The following is a 17,750-nucleotide window of genomic DNA, read 5'->3' as shown; positions in this document are numbered from 1 at the left end:
TTTATTATAGTGAAATCGGTTTAAAAGCAACTGAATCAGATTGCCGACACATTAGTTATAAAAAGCGCCGAATCCCTTCTATTTAGCACCCTACAAGTGAGTTTAAGGCACCACTACACGGTTTCACTTTTAAAGCTATTTTTCTGAAACCGAATAGGCTATATGTCTGATCACAAAAAAACGCAGCCCTATAAAGCAAGCTGCGTTTTTAATTAAAGATCTTGATCTAATAATTATTTATTAATGGCATTTTGTACATCATCCACCATTTGAGTAGTTGATTTAAGTCCGCCACCTGAGAGATACCAAACATTTGGATCTAAATAGATAATTTTGTTATTTTTATACGCATTGGTATTTTTCACAAGATCATTTTCTACAACTTGTTTTGCAGATGTTTCACTATTACCAACAACCGCACTACGATCTACCACAAAGATATAATCAGGGTTTAAGTCCATCACATATTCAAATGATGCGGTTTGACCATGAGTTGAAACTTGGATTGATTTATCAGCTGATTTAAATCCTAAAGCATCATGGATAATTCCAAAACGTGAACCTGAACCATAAGCACTGATTTTACCATCATTCACAAGGAGAATAAGCGCTGTATCTGGCATATTGCTTGTCTGCTCATATACGCTTGCAACTTTATCTTCTAAAGCTTTTATCTCTGCTTCAACTTGTGCTTCTTTATCAAAAATTTTCCCCATCACTCTTGCATTATTCGCCGTTGATTCAACGTAATTTTTCTCATCAAGAGAGAGGTTTAATGTAGGGGCAATTTCTGCAAATTGATCATAAAGCGCAGCTTGACGAGCAGCAATAATAATCACATCTGGCTTTGCCGCATGAATTGCTTCAAAGTTAGGCTCTTTTAAACTCCCAAAATCACCATATTTATCTGCTTTATAACTCGATAAATAGCTAGGAAGGTTTGCTTTTGGTAAACCGATGATATCAACATCAATCTTCTCTAAGGTATCTACTGCCCCTAAATCAAATGAGATCACTTTTTCAGGTTTTAAAGGAACTACTGTTTCGCCCGATCCATGTTTAATAGTGACGGTTTTAGGTGCCGCTTGCTGTGTTGTTTCTGTTGTTTGATTTGTTGTTGATGATGTCTCGGTTGTTGCTTTTTTCTCATCACCACATGCAGCTAAAACTAATGCTAATGCAGATGCAATCACAACTCTCTTAAACATTTTTGTTTTCATCGGTAACTCCTTATAATTTTACCAAGCTTAAAATTTTCATATACTTTAAAGATCTAAAACTCAATTTCTTATTTAATCTGTAATCAATTGCCTGATTTATCAAGACTTTTAAGAATACTAAAACGCTATTTGATACTCAATCCTTTTTTAAATTGAGAATCATTCACATTAGGATACCTTAAAAAAAGGGATTCACCCAATATATTTTCCTCACCGATATAAAGAATGTTCCCCTTCTCTTTTAATATAAAAATATCAAATACTTAAAAACAGCATTAATCTCCAATTCATGAGATTCTCGATAATAAAGTTTATTTTTATCTATTTTTATGAGAAATAGACACAAATTCTCCGATTATCAATCATCTGAATAGGGATCTCCATATCATAAATATCCCTTAAAATATTACTATCAATAATCTTCTCGGTTGCACCTTCATGCACCAAGGCACCATTTTTAAGAGAGATAATATGATCTGAGTAACAAGAGGCAAAATTGATATCGTGAATCACGATGACAATCGTTTTATTCTTTTCATCTACTAACTTACGAAGCACTTGCATAATCTCTACAGAATGCTTCATATCTAGATTATTTAAAGGTTCATCTAAAAAGATGATCTCCGTATTTTGCGCAACAACCATTGCAATAAAAGCACACTGTCTTTGACCACCACTGAGCTCTGAAATATATTTATCTTGCATCGAAGAGAGGCCCATATACTCAATTGCTTCATCAATAAAGGTCTGATCTTCTGCTGTTAATCGTCCTTTACTATGAGGAAAACGACCAAAAGCCACGAGCTCTCTCACGGTAATTCTTAAATTAAGGTAGTTAGCTTGCTTTAAAATCGAAATCTTCTTCGCCAGATCATCCCCTTTCCAGTCAGAAATTGAAAGACCATCAATTGTCACATTGCCATTATCTGGGGTTAACAACCGGCTCATCATGCCTAATAAGGTACTTTTTCCTGCGCCATTAGGTCCGATCAATGAAGTAATTTTATTTTTTGGGATTGAAATTGAGACATCATCAACGACTTTTCTTTGCCCAAAGAGCTTGGAAACATTTTCGACAACAACCATTACTTGCTCCCCCTTAATAATAAGTACATAAAGTAGATTCCCCCGATAAAGTTAATAATGACACTTAACGTCGTCGTGAAACTAAAGACTCGCTCTACTAAGACCTGCCCGAACGATAGAGCAATCACTGAAACTAATACCGCACCTACCAATAAAATAGAATGGCGATAAGTTTTAAAAACCTCATAGGCAAGGTTTGCGACTAATAAGCCCAAAAAGGTAATCGGTCCGATCAATGCTGTTGACACGGCTGTAAAAATTGCGACAACGATCAAGGTAATCATGACGATGCGCTGATAAGAGACGCCAAGATTCAAAGACTGATCTCGCCCTAAGGATAAAACATCAAGGTATTTAATATAAGGGATATAACAGATAAATGTCACGCCTAAAATCCCAATTGCCCACCATAGTAATTTTACTTGAACGTTATTGAAACTTGCGAACATCTTATCTTGGACAATCATAAATTCATTAGGGTCAATTAAAACCTGCATGAAAGTCGCTAAACTCTGAAATAATGCCCCTAAGACGATCCCTATTAGTAACAAGAAATAGACCGATCTCCCCTCTTTACCTAAAACACCTTTAAAGAGTAATATGGAAAAAAGCATTAAAACACCAACAGATAAGAGAAATAGCCATTCATTGCTAATCATCGTGAAATTCTTACTACCTAAGAAGAAGATCAAGAGAGTCTGCACTAAAAGATAGAGTGAATCTAACCCCATAATACTGGGCGTTAAAATACGATTATGAGTTACCGTTTGGAAAATGACTGTAGAAAATGCAATTGCGCTTCCTGCAACGACCATTGCCGCAACTTTATATCCCCTACGTGGCAATGCGTAATCCCAATTACTCCCAAGCTGATAAAAAAGATATAAAGAAACGCTCGTGAGCATCAAGATTGCTAAAATTATTAATTTTGTACGATTACTCATGCAGCTGCCGCCTTTTTAAAGAGCAACCAGATAAAAATTGCACTACCAATAATTCCAATCATCACACTAATAGGAATCTCATAAGGATAAATCACAAGACGCCCAACAACATCACAAACTAAAACCACAATCGCACCCAAAATAGCTGTATAAGGCAGTGTCGTACGAATATTATCCCCCATATAAAGCGAGACAATATTAGGCACAATGAGTCCTAAAAAGGGGATCATTCCCACTGTTAAAATAACAGATGCCGTAATCATTGCGACAATTGCCAAACCAATATTCATAATTTGCTTATATTTAAGTCCTAGATTCTTAGCAAAATCTTGCCCCATTCCCGCAATAGAGAATTGGTGAGCATAAAGATAAGCCACTATCATTAAAGGGATTGAGATATAAATTAACTCATATCGCCCTGACATTACCATTGAGAAATCACCAATTAACCAAGATGATAAGTTTTGAATTAAATCGTATTTATAAGCGATAAAGGTAGAGATAGAACCAATAATCCCCCCGAACATTAAACCTATCAAGGGGACAAATATCGCATCTTTATAACGAATATGATGCAATATCTTCATAAAAATAAACGTGCCAAGTAGCGCAAAGATAAATGCTAATGCCATTTTAATAATGGGTGAAGCACCGGCAAATAATAAGATCGCAATTAAAATCCCTAACCGAGCGGACTCCATCGTTCCTGCTGTCGTGGGTGACACAAAAGGATTTTGACTTAATTTTTGCATAATCAAGCCACTAATAGAGAGACTTGCGCCGGCAATTAAAATTGTAATCAATCTTGGAATGCGACTAATCAGAATCGTCTGTTTTTGCGCATCAGTTAAATTAAAGAGGTCATTCACTGAAATATTAATGACTCCCACAAAAAGGGAAATCACAGATAATACTAAGAGAATGAGAACCCAATATCGTATTCTCATGTTTATAGAACTAGCCTTTTACAAATGGAATATCAATTCGAATGATAATGATTGTTATTTTACATGGATATTTAGATTTTTCATAGGTGAATTAAACGTTTTAAATGATAACCTGTAACATTTGCGCAACTTTAATACACTTATAAAAAAAAGAGCTAGTTTCCTAGCTCTTCTTCACTTTCGAACAATGAAGTTAATGTAAAGAAGCTTTAATTTTCTTCACTTCATTTAACCATTCATCAAGTTGTAATGGATAAATGTCCTTAAAACCGCTTCATTCTCTAATCAAATATTTAAAAATATCTTGTTTAATAAAAACTTAATAGAAACCTGTTAATTTTTCATTAAAACTAATATAGATATTTTTCTTCTGCGTATAAGCCTCTAAAATCATCTTGTGTGTTTCACGACCAATTCCTGATTTTTTATAGCCGCCAAATGGTGAGTGAGCAGGTAGTTCATTATAAGTATTCACCCACATTCTTCCTGTTCTCACTGCCTTTGCCACACGGAAAGCACGATTAATATCACGAGTCCAAACCGCCCCACCTAAACCATACTCAGAATCGTTCGCCCACTTGATAACTTCTTCTTCGGTATCAAAGACTACAATTGCCACCACAGGACCAAAGACTTCCTCTTTCTCAATACGCATATTCATTTTTACATCTGTTATTGCTGTTGGGCAAAGGAAGGCTCCTGTTTCATGAGCACGCTTACCACCTGTTAAAATAGTCGCACCCTCTTCTTTAGCAATATCCACATATCCTAAGATCTGCTTTAGCTGCTTCTCATTAATTTGCGCTCCCATCTGAGTATTAGGATCTAATGGATCTCCCACTTTTACACTCTCAAATTTTGCTTTAAGACGTTTTAGGAAATCATCATAAATTGAGCGCTGTACAAAAAGGCGTGACCCCGCACAGCAGACCTGCCCTTGATTAAATAAGATTCCCATAAGCGCGCCATCGATCGCTTTATCAATCTGGGCATCTTCAAAAATAATATTGGCCGATTTACCACCTAGTTCAAGCGTTGCTGGAATTAATTTATCAGCCGCCGCTTTTGCCACTGTATAGCCAATTTCGGTAGAACCTGTGAACGCAAATTTACTAAAGCCTTCATGCTCGAGAATATGATTACCCGTTGTCGAACCTCCCCCTGTCAAAACACTCACCACGCCTTTAGGGAGCACTTCATTTAAAATTCGGCCCAATTCAAGGACAGAGATTGAAGTATCACTTGAAGGCTTAATAACAATACAGTTTCCCGCAGCTAAAGCCGGTGCAATTTTCCACGCGCCCATCAATAAGGGGAAGTTCCATGGAATAATTTGCCCTACAACACCGATAGGTTCACTAAGGACTATACTCAAGCTATCTTGATTAATAAGATTAGCCTCATCACTTTCAGAACGGATCACGCCAGCAAAATAACGAAAATGATCTATCGCAAGCGGTACATCCACATTGGTGGTTTCTCGAATCGGTTTACCATTATCTAAGGTTTCAAGCGTTGCAAAGCGCTTCGCTTCTGCCTCTAAGCGATCGGCTATTTCAAGAAGATATTTAGAACGCTCTTGGGGGGAGGTTTTACTCCATGAGTCAAATGCTTGCCACGCTGTTTCAACAGCACGATCGACATCTTCCTTCTCTGCAACAGCGATTGTAGCTAACTTCTCGCCCGTTGCCGGGTTAAAGCTCTCAAAAGTTTTCTTCTGAGCACCATCTGACCAAGCACCATCAATCAACAATTGATATGAAGCTTGCGGTCTAAGATCTTGGGTTAAATCTGCTAACTTTCTCATAACATCACTCCTAAAATATTCACTTTAGAAACCCTTAAAATAATAAAGGACTTATCTATGAACATACCCTTTTTATTAATAATTATCTATTAAAAAACTTTCTATTAAATAAAAATTAGTAACAAAATAGTCCCCTTATTTCATCTGACTGATTAAAGCCTAGCGATCAGATCTTCTTAACAAAATGCGTTTTTTATTTATGTACAAAAAAAGCGTGGAATGAAGCATCACACGCTTTTATATCTATTTTTCTTTAATCAATATCTTTAACAAATATTATGGAATCACTAAAACGGTTCCCACAGGCACCCTTAATTGATTATCAGGTAAGTTATTCGCTTTTTTAAGCGCCGCTTCACTTATCTTAAACTTCGTAGCCACATCCGATAATGCATCTCCCCTAACGGTTGTATAAGATTTTACTTGTACACCCTCTGAAATAAGCTCAATCGCGGGTCCTGATGGCTCAGGAAATTGAACACCAATAGACATCTCTGGAACGGGCGGTGCATCTTGTAATATTTGATTTACAACATCTTGAGAGGCTGGTGTTTGACTATTTGATTCTAATACTAATTCAGGAAGCGGCTGTTGCTGCCCTGTTGAAGGCCCTACAGCTTTAGGTGTTGATGGCGTTAAAACCTGCGCGGCACTATTATCGGATCTCTGTACAACGGTTGTATAAACAAGCTCTGTTGCCGGGCGCTCTTTATAATAGGCTTTTATCCCTGCTAAAATATCATCCGCTAAACGTCCTTGATGCTTTTTACTACGTAAATTCTGCTCTTCTTTTGGATTGGAGATAAATCCCGTCTCTACTAATACAGAAGGAATATCCGGTGCTTTAAGCACTGCAAATCCTGCTCGCTCTACCTGTCTTTTATGTAAATTGGCATGTTGGCTCAATTTTTTTAATAGATGATTTCCTAAAGCATTTGATGATTCTATTGTCGCCTCTTGTGATAAGTCTAGAAGCATTGAGGCAATGGCATTATCTTTATCAGAGATCTTTACCCCCCCAATTAAGTCCGACTGATTCTCAGCACGCGCAAGAAGACGCGCCGCTTCACTTGAAGCGCCGCTTGTAGAGAGAATATAAACAGATGCACCATCTGCTTTAGAAGAACCAGCATCAGCGTGGATAGAGATAAACATATCAGCCTTATGACGTCTTGCAAATAATACTCGCTCTCTAAGCGGTACAAAGACATCACTATCACGTGTCATGATAGCTTTCATATTAGGCTCTCGATTAATTTTCTGTTGTAGCGTCTTGGCAATTTGCAATACCACATCTTTCTCTCGAGTTCCTGCTTTTCCGTGCGCTCCTGGATCTTTACCGCCATGACCTGGGTCTAAAACAATTAAAATATTCTTTTTAGGAACCGATTTCGCTACTTGGATCTCTTGAGGCTGCGTTACAACTGTTTGCCCTGATGCGGCTAAATCATCTCGAACACTGCCAGCAGATGCACCTATTGCAATCACTAATTCATAGCCAAGCTTTCCTCTCACAACAGCGGCACTTGCTGGGATTGAGCCTTGCCTCAAATCGATCACAATTCGTAGATCTGTTCCTTGCTGCGTTCCAAGCCTTACACCTGCAACAAATGCCGAAGTAATCGGTAACGACGTTACTTTTGTTTGCAATTGCGCATTAGGAATATCCACGACTAAGCGTTCTGGATTTTGTAAACGAAAACTATTAAATTTTATCTGCTGACTTAAAGGAAAAGTTACCAGTAACTCCCCATTTCGGTTCTCAGCCCTACCTGTACCAACCGTTGTTGCAGCAAAAAGGATATTACTTAAAGCGATAGTTAATAGCAGAAGAAAGGCAAAAATTCCGCCCTTTCCTCTTCTTAACTTCTTTTCAACACACATCATTACTCTACCCATTCAATATTTTCGACAAGAATCGCTCGCTTTTCTGATTTTCCGAAGAAAAGCTCAAATTTATGATAGAGATCTTTCGCTTTTTCTGTGTTACCTAAAGCATCTAAAATTACAATGTAGTGCGCAATAATCTCTGGGTCTTTATTTTTATGGTAAGCCTTTTCAATATATTTTTTTGCACGAGGCAAATCCCCTAACTGAAAATAAGCCCACGCTAAACTATCCTCAATAAAATCCTGATTTGGCATCATGAGATTTGCTTTAGAGATAAAAGGTAATGCGGTTTTAGCATTTGCAGGGTCAATCTCTATTAAAGAGAATCCTAAAGCATTATAAGCAATCGCATCTTGAGGATTATCTCGCATCTCTGCTTGAAAAATCTCAATCATCTTATCGTAATCTTCACGGCCAAAAGCGCTCATTGCCTTCAAAAAGGCTAAATAAGAGGAGTTCGTTTTAGCTAGAAGTTCCCCTGACAAGGCGATCTCCTTATCTAACAAGACAAACTCTTTTGCTTCTTGCAAAATCATCATCTTTTTAATCGCTAATGCCGTACTATCATAAATCTCAAGCGCTGCGATCTCTTTAAAATATTGTTCAAACTGCTGATACTGCTGCTCTGATAATGCCATTTTTGCTTTTATTGATAAAAGCGCATCTTGATATTCAGGAGTAGGGTCTTTTATTTCTGGCAACACTTTTAAAAGATTCTCACTATTACCTAAAACCTCTGAGAAGTAAAAGAGGTTTAATACTGCACGCGTCAACTCTTCTGGTTGATTTAAGCGATTAGTCAGCATCTCTAGAATATTATCGTAATTACCCATCGCATAAGCCATGCCAATGAATTTTTCAAAAACAATCGGCGCTTCATTTGTTGAAATCATTAAACGCACTAGATGCTGATAGGCATCTTCATAATCAAAATTTGAGATCAAGGCATTAGCAAGCTCTAATCCAATTTCGGGATCTTCATACTTCGTATAAGCATCTTCTAAAAGAGCAATTGCCTTTTCAGGGGTTCCTATATTCCAATAAATATAGGTATATAGTGCATAAATTTTAGGATTAGCAGGATTAAGTTGTAGCGCACGCTCAAGATAGCTCTCTGCTTCAGAAAATCGAGAGTTATCAATTAAAAAACCCGCCAATAAAACTAAAGGGAAAGTATCATACTCTTCAAGTGCTGCAAGATTTTTAAATAAGATCACTTGTGTATCAAGCGGTAACTCAAATTCATGAAATTTCTTTAAAATTGCAAAGTATGGCGAAGTTTCCATACTGCCATCATCAGTCAGGTAAAGCAGCTCGACTAAATGATGATATGTTTTTGCCGCATACTCTAAATCCCCAGTTAAAAGATAAGCCTCTGCCAAGAGATTGTAGTTACTTAAGTTTTTAGGATCCTGCACCACTAAACGCTGAATAAAAGGGAGCGCCTCAGCAATATTCCCTTCAGCAAGATCTAGCTGAATACGGCGCTCTAAAATCTTAGGATCATTCTTTTTTGCTAACAATTCATCATAATGCTGCTTAGCGCCATCCCAATCTTCTCTTTTTGCCGCAATTTCAGCCGCTAGAAAATCATAAACTTCACTATTTTCCGATTCATTATAAAAGGTTGGTTCTACCTGTTTAGTATCTTTTTCGTCTGAAATTAAAGGCGTGTGAAGCTTTGATTCTTCGGCAAATGAGACTGGATATGTCACACATACTAAAAATAGAAAAAGATTAAAATATTTTTTCATACCGCCCTTAACTCCCTCAAGATTTTGTCATTCATCGACATTTTTCTTATTCTGTTATGATTAGAATAGACTGAATTACCAACGTATTTTAACGTAAAAAGCAGTCGAGTGTTAATTATTACTACCCCATTCAAAGGAGTAAAGGACTATGAGTACAAAACATTTTGCATTAATCCTTGCAGGCTGTGGTCACTTAGATGGTGCTGAGATCACCGAAGCATCAGCATTAAACATAGCCCTATCAAAGGCCGGTTACACAGTCTCATTTTATGCCCCAAATCGTTACCAAAGAGATACCATTGAGCATATTTCAGGCGATGAAATAACGCCTAACCGCAATATTTTACAAGAAGCCGCCAGAATTGCCCGAGGTTCAATCAAACCTATTGAGGAGTTAACCTTATCGAGTGTTGATGGGATTGCAATGGCAGGTGGATTTGGCGTTATTAAAAACTTCACAAATTTCATTGATAAAGGCAATGATGCCATTTTACAACCCGATATTGGTGATAAGCTTAAAGAAGCCATTGTCACGAAAAAACCCATTATCGCTATTTGTGCAGCGCCAATGGCGCTTGCGATCGCCCTTAAAGAGTTAGGGATTAAAGATGCCAGTCTCTCTTTTGGAAAAGCTCGCAATGCCGAAGGGTTCTTACCAGCGCTAAAGGCTTGGGAGATTACCCATATCGAGACTCAAAATGATGAAGCGCATAGAGATGCTAAATATCCCATTATCACAAGCGGGGCTTATATGGATAGCCATGCAACCCCTTATGAGATCTTCTTAGGCGCTGAAGCTTGTATCAATAAGCTTGCTTAAATTGATCTTTATAAAGTTGGAATACCTATTTTTGCATATTCCATTCATTAAAACGCCATTTTAAACCACTTTAAATGGCGTTTATTTTTGACCGCCCTTTTAATACTTTTATTCACATATCTACGGGATTTTGAACTATTGATATTATTCAATAGAAGTTATAGCTTTATAGCCGTTATTACGATGATTTTTTACTATTAAGCTTTTAACTATAGATATTTACAATACTGATTTGTATTTCTCACAGCTATAAAGTAACAACAACTTCTTACATCGTACTTTTTCTAAAAAAAGAAACATCTATAAGACGATCTTTCATTTCACAACCTTCAACCTCTTTAAGATTCCCTTTTCTGATATGCCCTTTTTATATGACTTACATAACCTTTAAAATGGCGTAAAAGGTAATTAACTAGCTTCTTTTAGGAATTTAAAATATATTATCTCTTCAATATTTCTCAAAAAGAACTCTATTGAAGACACTTCTAGCAACAAAATTGCTTAAGATGTGCGCAGGTTTTCCACTTTCTTAAAAATCAGGTAAACTTAAAAAAAAGCGTATTTGTAAAGCAAAACATCACACAAAAGTACTCTTTTTCAATCCTTAATGATCTTTTTAGTAGAAGCTTTAATAAGCCATATCTCTATTACTAAAAATCATTGTTGTTCATTAATCATTGGAGAATTTATATCTATCATGGAGCCTCTTAAAGTAGGACTAATTGGTCTTGGCACTGTAGCCTCTGGCGTCGCCTCTGTATTAAACAAAAATCAAGTAGACATCACTCGTCGAATTACCCGAACACCGATTATCGAAAAAGTCTTTGTTCGAACACTCGAAAGAGATAATCCTTACCAATTAAATCTCACCACCAATATTGATGAGATTATTCATAACCATGATATTGATATTGTCATCGAACTTATTGGTGGCATTGAACCTGCACTAACCTATATTAAAACCGCCCTTGCAAACGGAAAATCCGTCATCACAGCCAATAAAGAGTTAATCGCCATTCATGGCAATGAATTATTACAACTTGCAGCTGATAATGATGTATTTTTACGATTTGAAGCCTCAGTTGCCGGCGGCATTCCTATTCTTAAAGTATTAAGAGAGGGATTAGCAGCTAATAGCATCGATTCTGTGATGGGCATTATTAATGGTACTTCTAATTATATTCTGACAGAGATGAGCGATAAAGGTGCTGATTTTGCAGAGTGTCTTAAAGAGGCACAAGCGCTCGGTTATGCAGAAGCGGATCCTACCTTTGATATTAAAGGAATTGATGCAGCTCACAAACTTACTATTTTAGCGTCAAGTGCTTTTGGGATTCCTCTTGATTTTAAAGCGCTTCATATCGAAGGTATTGATACCATCACAAAAGAAGATATCAAAATTAGCCATCAAGAAGGCTTTGCTATTAAGCATTTAGGAATTGCCCGCCATAGTGAACAAGGCGTAGAGCTACGAGTACAACCAACGCTTGTTCCCTTAACCCATGCATTTGCCAATGTAAACGGCGTATTAAACGGCCTATTTATTCAAGGAAATGCTGTGGGTGAACAGTTCTTAAGTGGAAGAGGTGCCGGTAGCGAGGCTACAGCTTCGGCAATCATCGCTGATCTTATTGAAATTATTCATAACGAAAAAGCACAATATAGTGCACCAGCCTTAGGCTATAAAGTGAATAATCTTTCACCACTGCCTATCTTGCCAAAACCTGCATTTAGCTCAAATTATTACTTAAGCTTTAAATATCTTGAGAACACCGATACTCAGGCTGTTTCAATGCAATTAGAGAGTTTGGCATCTAAAACACTAAATGCCCCTTTTGAAATTAAACTTTACAAAGAGAATCAAAGAGTTATCATCCTTTGTGAAAAAACAATTGAAGAAAGTGTAGAAAAACTCCTTAATAATGCTATGTTAATTGAGGGCATTGAGGAAACGAAGTTAATTCGGATAGAGAAATTTTAGAAGCTGACGAATTGACGCTGATACAGTAAATCAGACTAAATCCACAGACGATATAAAAATTATTCTACTCTTCATATTGAGCGTTCAAATTTGAGCTATCACTAAGATTCAATTTGAACGCACTATGGAGCGTCTCAAGATGCTCGCTTTACTAAAATATATTATTTAAAAAAGAGGAGATCCTGTGAAATTAAGCGGTGCAGAAATCATCATCCACTCCTTAATAAAGGAAAACGTGGAGTGTATCTTCGGTTACCCTGGTGGTGCCGTATTACCCCTATACGATGAGATTTACAAACAAGACAAAATTGAGCACATTCTAGTCCGCCATGAACAAGCAGCAACACACGCAGCTGATGGTTATGCGCGCACCACTGGAAAACCAGGTGTCGTCCTGGTCACTTCTGGTCCTGGACTGACCAATGCTGTCACTGGTATTGCAACTGCTTACATGGATTCCATCCCAATGATTGTCCTATCAGGACAAGTTGCCACAAGCTTAATTGGGAATGATGCCTTCCAAGAAGTTGATACTGTTGGAATTACCCTTCCATGTGTCAAACATAACTTCTTAGTGAAAGATGTGAATGACCTCGCAATCACAATTAAAAAAGCATTCTATATTGCCACAACAGGCCGACCTGGCCCGGTTGTTATTGACCTTCCAAAAGATATTACGGTTCATGAGGCAGAATTTGATTATCCAAAAGAGATCAGCATGCGCTCCTACAACCCAACGGTAAAAGGACACTCAAAGCAAATCGCTCGCGCATATGATCTAATTATGAAAGCAGAACGCCCGATGGTTTATACCGGCGGCGGAGTCATTATTGGTGAAGCACACAATGAGCTTCGTCAATTTGTAAAAGATCTTAATCTTCCTATCACAAGCACTCTAATGGGATTAGGGGCTTATGAGGGAACAGACAAACAATTCCTTGGTATGCTTGGCATGCATGGAACTTATGAAGCAAATATGGCAATGCATCACTGTGATGTATTAGTTGCACTCGGTGCTCGTTTCGATGACCGTATTACCGGTACACTCGAATCATTTTGCCCCTATGCAAAAATTATTCACGTAGATGTCGATCCGTCTTCAATTGCTAAAAACGTTGCTGTTGACCTGCCTATTGTTGGGCAACTTCAGCCGGTACTTGAAGAGCTCAATAATATTCATAAACAACAAAAAGGCCAGCTTGACAAAGAGGCACTTGGAAATTGGTGGGATCAAATTGCAAAGTGGCGTGAGATGAAATCACTTGCTTACGAGCAAAGCGATGTCATTATCAAACCACAATTTGTTGTTGAAAAATTATTTGAGGTAACAAATGGCGAAGCTATTGTCACTTCAGATGTCGGTCAGCATCAAATGTGGGCTGCGCAATATTACCCTTTTGATGAGCCTCGTCAGTGGCTTAACTCTGGTGGTCTTGGCACAATGGGCTTTGGACTTCCAGCGGCAATGGGTGCAAAAATTGCACGCCCTGATAAAGATGTTGCCTGTATTACAGGGGATGGCAGTATTCAGATGATGCTCCAAGAGCTATCAACAATGTTACAGTACTGCTCGCCTGTAAAAATCATTAACCTCAACAATGGTTATTTAGGAATGGTTCGCCAATGGCAAGAATTTTTCTTCCAAAAGCGCTACTGCATGAGTTACTTTGACTCACTTCCTGATTTTGTAAAACTAGCAGAGGCTTATGGTCATAGCGGTGTTCAAATTCACAAACCAAGTGATGTAGAACCTGCGTTAAGAGAAGCTTTCAAACAGAAAGATAAGACCATTTTCCTCGATTTTATCACCGATCCCAGCGAGAATGTTTACCCAATGATTCCCGCCGGTAAAGGTCATCACGAAATGATCTTAGCGGGTCGAGATAAAATGGAAAATACGGTTAAAGATGGCTTGAGCCAAGTTTAATTAAGGGAGAGAAAAAATGACATTTAATACAGAAACTTCGCGTCATATTATTTCGATCTTAATGGAGAACGAAGCGGGCGCATTATCTAAAGTAGTAAACCTATTTTCTGCACGTGGCTACAATATTGAAAGCTTAAGTGTGGCAGCAACTGATGATCCTTCTCTTGCAAGATTGACGTTAGTCACCATTGCCAACAACCATGTGGTTGAACAGATTGTAAAACAACTGAATAAACTCATAGATGTTGTCAAATTAACAGATCTTTGCGATAGTGCTTATGTTGAACGCGAAATGATGTTGATTAAGGTGCAAGCTGAAGGCCAAAACCGATCAGAACTCTTTCGTATCAATGAGATGTTCAGAGGTCGTGTCATCGACGTTACACCACTTTCATACACTATTGAGATGACCGGAACTCAAGAAAAACTCGACGCATTTATTGTCGCAGTCAATGAGCTTGGTATTATCGAAATTGTCCGTTCTGGCGCACTAGGGCTAGTTCGTGGTGCAAAAGGCTTAACACTCTAAGTTTGATACTTTAGCTACTAAAATTTATTAATAATATAAGGTGTATCAGCATGACATTTAACAAAGCTGATACATCAATGACAAAAAAGAATTATATAAAGGATATTTAAGATGAATGTTTTTTACGATAAAGATGCCGATATCTCATTAATCAAAAATACAACAGTTGCAATCATTGGGTATGGTTCACAAGGTCATGCGCATGCGCAAAACCTCAAAGATTCAGGTGTCAATGTTATCGTCGGTCTTCGTAAAGGCGGTGCTTCATGGAATAAAGCCGTGAATGCAGGTCACAACGTACAAGAGATCGCAGAAGCAACGAAAGCTGCAGATTTTGTGATGATTCTTCTCCCTGATGAGAACCAACCTGCTGTTTATCGTGATGCGATTGAACCAAACCTTAAAAATGGCGCAACGCTTGCTTTTGCACACGGATTTAACATTCACTATAACCAAATCGTTCCACGTAAAGATCTTGATGTGGTAATGGTTGCACCAAAAGGCCCAGGCCATACAGTTCGCTCAGAATATGTAAAAGGTGGCGGTGTTCCAACGTTAATTGCAATTTATCAAGACTCAACTGGTAAAGCACGTGATATCGCCCTTTCATATGCATCAGCAAATGGTGGTGGTAAAGCAGGTGTTATCGAAACATCATTCCAAGAAGAGACTGAAACAGATCTTTTTGGTGAGCAAGCAGTTCTTTGTGGTGGTGCTGTTGAGCTTGTTAAGGCGGGCTTTGAAGTATTAACAGAAGCAGGTTATGCACCAGAAATGGCATACTTTGAGTGCTTACATGAATTAAAACTCATTGTTGACTTAATGTATGAAGGCGGAATTGAGAACATGAACTATTCAATCTCAAATAATGCTGAGTATGGTGAATATGTAACAGGTCCTGAAATCATTACAGAAGATACAAAAGATGCAATGCGTTATGCTCTTTATCGTATCCAATCTGGTGAATATGCAAAAATGTTTATTCAAGAAGGGATGACGAACTACCCTTCAATGACCGCTCTTAGACGCTTAACGGCAGAACATCCAATTGAGAAAACAGGTGCTAAACTCCGTGCAATGATGCCATGGATTACAGAAAACAGCCTTGTTGACCAATCTAAAAACTAAATTTTAAAACACTCAAAAGTGGAGAATCCTGATGTTTATAGGATAATCAAAATTTAGTAGGAATGTAAAAAATGCCTTAAGCAATCTGCTTTAAGGCATTTTTTTATGAGCATGTATTTTATAAAAATTAATTTTACGAAGTATTCCCTCCTCTTTTTTAAAACAGAGAGGATTAGAAAGTACCGCGTTATTTTCTAACAAGTGTGAATTCTTTTATCACTTCTAACCATTCTCTTAAAATTTCAAATATATTGATTAATTGATCGTTAGAGCCATTGTTACAACCTCATTTAAAATAGAAGATAAAATAGGAAAGAAATTATGAGCCAGATTTGGACCCCATCTAGTTGGAGAAACTTCCCGGCAGCACAATTGCCGAACTACAAAGATGCAGCAGCACTTAAAGCCGTTGAAGATCGTCTGCGTAAAGCTCCACCACTCGTTTTTGCGGGTGAAGCAAGATCGCTTAAAGCACAACTTGCAGATGCGGTATATGGAAAAGCATTTTTACTTCAAGGGGGCGATTGCGCAGAGAGTTTTGCTGATTTTAGTTCAGATAATATTCGTGATACTTTCCGTGTATTACTACAAATGGCAATCACCCTGACATTCGCCGCAAGTAGCCCTGTTATTAAAGTAGGACGTATTGCAGGACAATTTGCGAAACCGCGCTCATCAGATACAGAGACAATCGATGGAATTACGCTACCTAGTTACCGCGGGGATATTGTCAATGGCATCGAATTTACCGAAGCTGCCCGTGAACCAAATCCTGAGCGCTTATGGCAAGCATACGCACAATCTGGATTAACACTTAACTTATTACGCGCTTTTGCAAAAGGAGGCTATGCAGACCTTCATCGTGTACAACGTTGGACGATGGGTTTTGTGGAGAAATCACCACAAGCTGAGCGTTATATCGATCTTGCAACACGTATTCAAGATGCGCTTAAGTTTATGCAAGCTTGCGGTGTAGATCCTAATAATGCCATTATTCGTGAAACTGAATACTTTACTTCTCACGAAATGTTACTCCTTGGTTATGAGGAAGCAATGACTCGTACAGACTCCACCACAGGTGATTGGTACAATACATCAGCACATATGGTTTGGATTGGGGAAAGAACTCGCCAATTAGATGGTGCTCATATTGAGTTTGCAAAAGGAATCGCAAATCCTGTTGGCGTTAAAGTTAGCCAAAAAATGGGGGAAGATGAGCTTATTCGCCTTATTGATGCACTTAATCCTAACAATGAACCAGGTAAACTAACACTTATTACCCGCATGGGAGCTGATAATATCCTAGAACACCTCCCACGCCTACTTCGTACCGTTAAAAACGAAGGACGCCATGTTGTTTGGAGCTGCGACCCGATGCACGGTAATACAATTACTGAAAATCGTTATAAAACTCGTCCTTTTGATAGAATTCTGGCAGAAGTGATCAACTTCTTTGATGCACATAATGCAGAAGGAACCTACGCAGGGGGCGTTCACTTTGAGATGACAGGAACGGATGTGACAGAATGTTTAGGCGGCGGACAAAATATCACTTCTAAAGATCTTGAAGATCGCTACCATACACATTGCGACCCAAGATTAAATGCGCAACAAAGCCTTGAACTTGCCTTCCAAATCTCATCTAAACTGAAAGAGCATCGCGAAAAAATTCCAGCTCGCGTATAATTCTTTAGCTTACTATTACGTTAAGATATGG

The 17,750-nt window shown here is 38.1% G+C and carries 13 protein-coding genes; 6 read left to right on the top strand and 7 right to left on the bottom strand.

The window, feature by feature from the left end:
• Window positions 1–233: 233 nt before the first annotated feature.
• The 7 genes from MMG00_RS02850 to MMG00_RS02820 form a co-directional block, all read right to left on the bottom strand.
• Window positions 234–1,220: a siderophore ABC transporter substrate-binding protein gene (locus MMG00_RS02850; RefSeq protein WP_242151124.1), complete on the bottom strand. Its 987-nt coding sequence runs from the start codon at window positions 1,218–1,220 to the stop codon at window positions 234–236.
• A 327-nt stretch (window positions 1,221–1,547) separates the two neighbouring features.
• Window positions 1,548–2,306: an iron ABC transporter ATP-binding protein gene (locus tag MMG00_RS02845; RefSeq protein WP_242151121.1), complete on the bottom strand. Its 759-nt coding sequence runs from the start codon at window positions 2,304–2,306 to the stop codon at window positions 1,548–1,550.
• On the bottom strand, window positions 2,306–3,250 hold the full coding sequence (locus MMG00_RS02840; protein WP_242151118.1) for an iron chelate uptake ABC transporter family permease subunit: 945 nt from the start codon (window positions 3,248–3,250) through the stop codon (window positions 2,306–2,308). The genes MMG00_RS02845 and MMG00_RS02840 overlap by 1 nt, the downstream gene beginning before the upstream one ends.
• Window positions 3,247–4,197 carry an ABC transporter permease gene (locus tag MMG00_RS02835; protein WP_242151115.1) on the bottom strand — a complete coding sequence of 317 codons (951 nt, stop codon included), beginning with the start codon at window positions 4,195–4,197 and terminating at the stop codon, window positions 3,247–3,249. The genes MMG00_RS02840 and MMG00_RS02835 overlap by 4 nt, the downstream gene beginning before the upstream one ends.
• Window positions 4,198–4,516: 319 nt before the next feature.
• A complete protein-coding gene (locus tag MMG00_RS02830; RefSeq protein ID WP_242151112.1) occupies window positions 4,517–6,004 on the bottom strand; it encodes an aldehyde dehydrogenase family protein in 1,488 nt (495 codons plus the stop codon).
• A gap of 276 nt (window positions 6,005–6,280) precedes the next feature.
• Window positions 6,281–7,903 carry an N-acetylmuramoyl-L-alanine amidase gene (locus MMG00_RS02825; protein ID WP_242151109.1) on the bottom strand — a complete coding sequence of 541 codons (1,623 nt, stop codon included), beginning with the start codon at window positions 7,901–7,903 and terminating at the stop codon, window positions 6,281–6,283.
• Complete coding sequence (locus MMG00_RS02820) at window positions 7,891–9,648, bottom strand: tetratricopeptide repeat protein (RefSeq protein ID WP_242151106.1); 1,758 nt, start codon at window positions 9,646–9,648, stop codon at window positions 7,891–7,893. The genes MMG00_RS02825 and MMG00_RS02820 overlap by 13 nt, the downstream gene beginning before the upstream one ends.
• A gap of 148 nt (window positions 9,649–9,796) precedes the next feature.
• Between MMG00_RS02820 and MMG00_RS02815 the strand changes: the two genes are divergently transcribed.
• From MMG00_RS02815 to MMG00_RS02790, 6 genes are all read left to right on the top strand, one after another.
• Window positions 9,797–10,468 carry a type 1 glutamine amidotransferase family protein gene (locus MMG00_RS02815; protein WP_242151103.1) on the top strand — a complete coding sequence of 224 codons (672 nt, stop codon included), beginning with the start codon at window positions 9,797–9,799 and terminating at the stop codon, window positions 10,466–10,468.
• Window positions 10,469–11,165: 697 nt separating this feature from the next.
• Window positions 11,166–12,449 (top strand): homoserine dehydrogenase, encoded by a 1,284-nt coding sequence (locus tag MMG00_RS02810; protein ID WP_242151100.1) that lies wholly within the window; start codon window positions 11,166–11,168, stop codon window positions 12,447–12,449.
• A gap of 184 nt (window positions 12,450–12,633) precedes the next feature.
• Window positions 12,634–14,376 (top strand): biosynthetic-type acetolactate synthase large subunit, encoded by a 1,743-nt coding sequence (gene ilvB, locus MMG00_RS02805; protein WP_242151097.1) that lies wholly within the window; start codon window positions 12,634–12,636, stop codon window positions 14,374–14,376.
• Window positions 14,377–14,392: 16 nt separating this feature from the next.
• Complete coding sequence (gene ilvN, locus MMG00_RS02800) at window positions 14,393–14,905, top strand: acetolactate synthase small subunit (protein ID WP_242151096.1); 513 nt, start codon at window positions 14,393–14,395, stop codon at window positions 14,903–14,905.
• Between the two features lie 111 nt (window positions 14,906–15,016).
• Window positions 15,017–16,033, top strand: a complete 1,017-nt coding sequence (ilvC, locus tag MMG00_RS02795) for a ketol-acid reductoisomerase (RefSeq protein ID WP_242151093.1) — start codon at window positions 15,017–15,019, stop codon at window positions 16,031–16,033.
• Window positions 16,034–16,354: 321 nt separating this feature from the next.
• Window positions 16,355–17,719, top strand: a complete 1,365-nt coding sequence (locus MMG00_RS02790; protein ID WP_242151088.1) for a class II 3-deoxy-7-phosphoheptulonate synthase — start codon at window positions 16,355–16,357, stop codon at window positions 17,717–17,719.
• Window positions 17,720–17,750: the final 31 nt, after the last annotated feature.

The sequence above is a fragment of the Ignatzschineria rhizosphaerae genome, from assembly GCF_022655595.1.
Lineage (GTDB): Bacteria > Pseudomonadota > Gammaproteobacteria > Cardiobacteriales > Wohlfahrtiimonadaceae > Ignatzschineria > Ignatzschineria rhizosphaerae.
The sequence above is the reverse complement of the archived record's forward strand: the minus strand, read 5'-3'. Positions and strand labels throughout refer to the sequence as shown.

Excerpts from the sequence above, each read along its gene's own strand:
- MMG00_RS02850 (WP_242151124.1), bottom strand. The coding sequence starts at position 1,220 with ATGAAAACAAAAATGTTTAAGAGAGTTGTGATTGCATCTGCATTAGCA.
- MMG00_RS02845 (WP_242151121.1), bottom strand. The coding sequence starts at position 2,306 with ATGGTTGTTGTCGAAAATGTTTCCAAGCTCTTTGGGCAAAGAAAAGTC.
- MMG00_RS02840 (WP_242151118.1), bottom strand. The coding sequence starts at position 3,250 with ATGAGTAATCGTACAAAATTAATAATTTTAGCAATCTTGATGCTCACG.
- MMG00_RS02835 (WP_242151115.1), bottom strand. The coding sequence starts at position 4,197 with ATGAGAATACGATATTGGGTTCTCATTCTCTTAGTATTATCTGTGATT.
- MMG00_RS02830 (WP_242151112.1), bottom strand. The coding sequence starts at position 6,004 with ATGAGAAAGTTAGCAGATTTAACCCAAGATCTTAGACCGCAAGCTTCA.
- MMG00_RS02825 (WP_242151109.1), bottom strand. The coding sequence starts at position 7,903 with ATGGGTAGAGTAATGATGTGTGTTGAAAAGAAGTTAAGAAGAGGAAAG.
- MMG00_RS02820 (WP_242151106.1), bottom strand. The coding sequence starts at position 9,648 with ATGAAAAAATATTTTAATCTTTTTCTATTTTTAGTATGTGTGACATAT.
- MMG00_RS02815 (WP_242151103.1), top strand. The coding sequence starts at position 9,797 with ATGAGTACAAAACATTTTGCATTAATCCTTGCAGGCTGTGGTCACTTA.
- MMG00_RS02810 (WP_242151100.1), top strand. The coding sequence starts at position 11,166 with ATGGAGCCTCTTAAAGTAGGACTAATTGGTCTTGGCACTGTAGCCTCT.
- ilvN (WP_242151096.1), top strand. The coding sequence starts at position 14,393 with ATGACATTTAATACAGAAACTTCGCGTCATATTATTTCGATCTTAATG.
- ilvC (WP_242151093.1), top strand. The coding sequence starts at position 15,017 with ATGAATGTTTTTTACGATAAAGATGCCGATATCTCATTAATCAAAAAT.
- MMG00_RS02790 (WP_242151088.1), top strand. The coding sequence starts at position 16,355 with ATGAGCCAGATTTGGACCCCATCTAGTTGGAGAAACTTCCCGGCAGCA.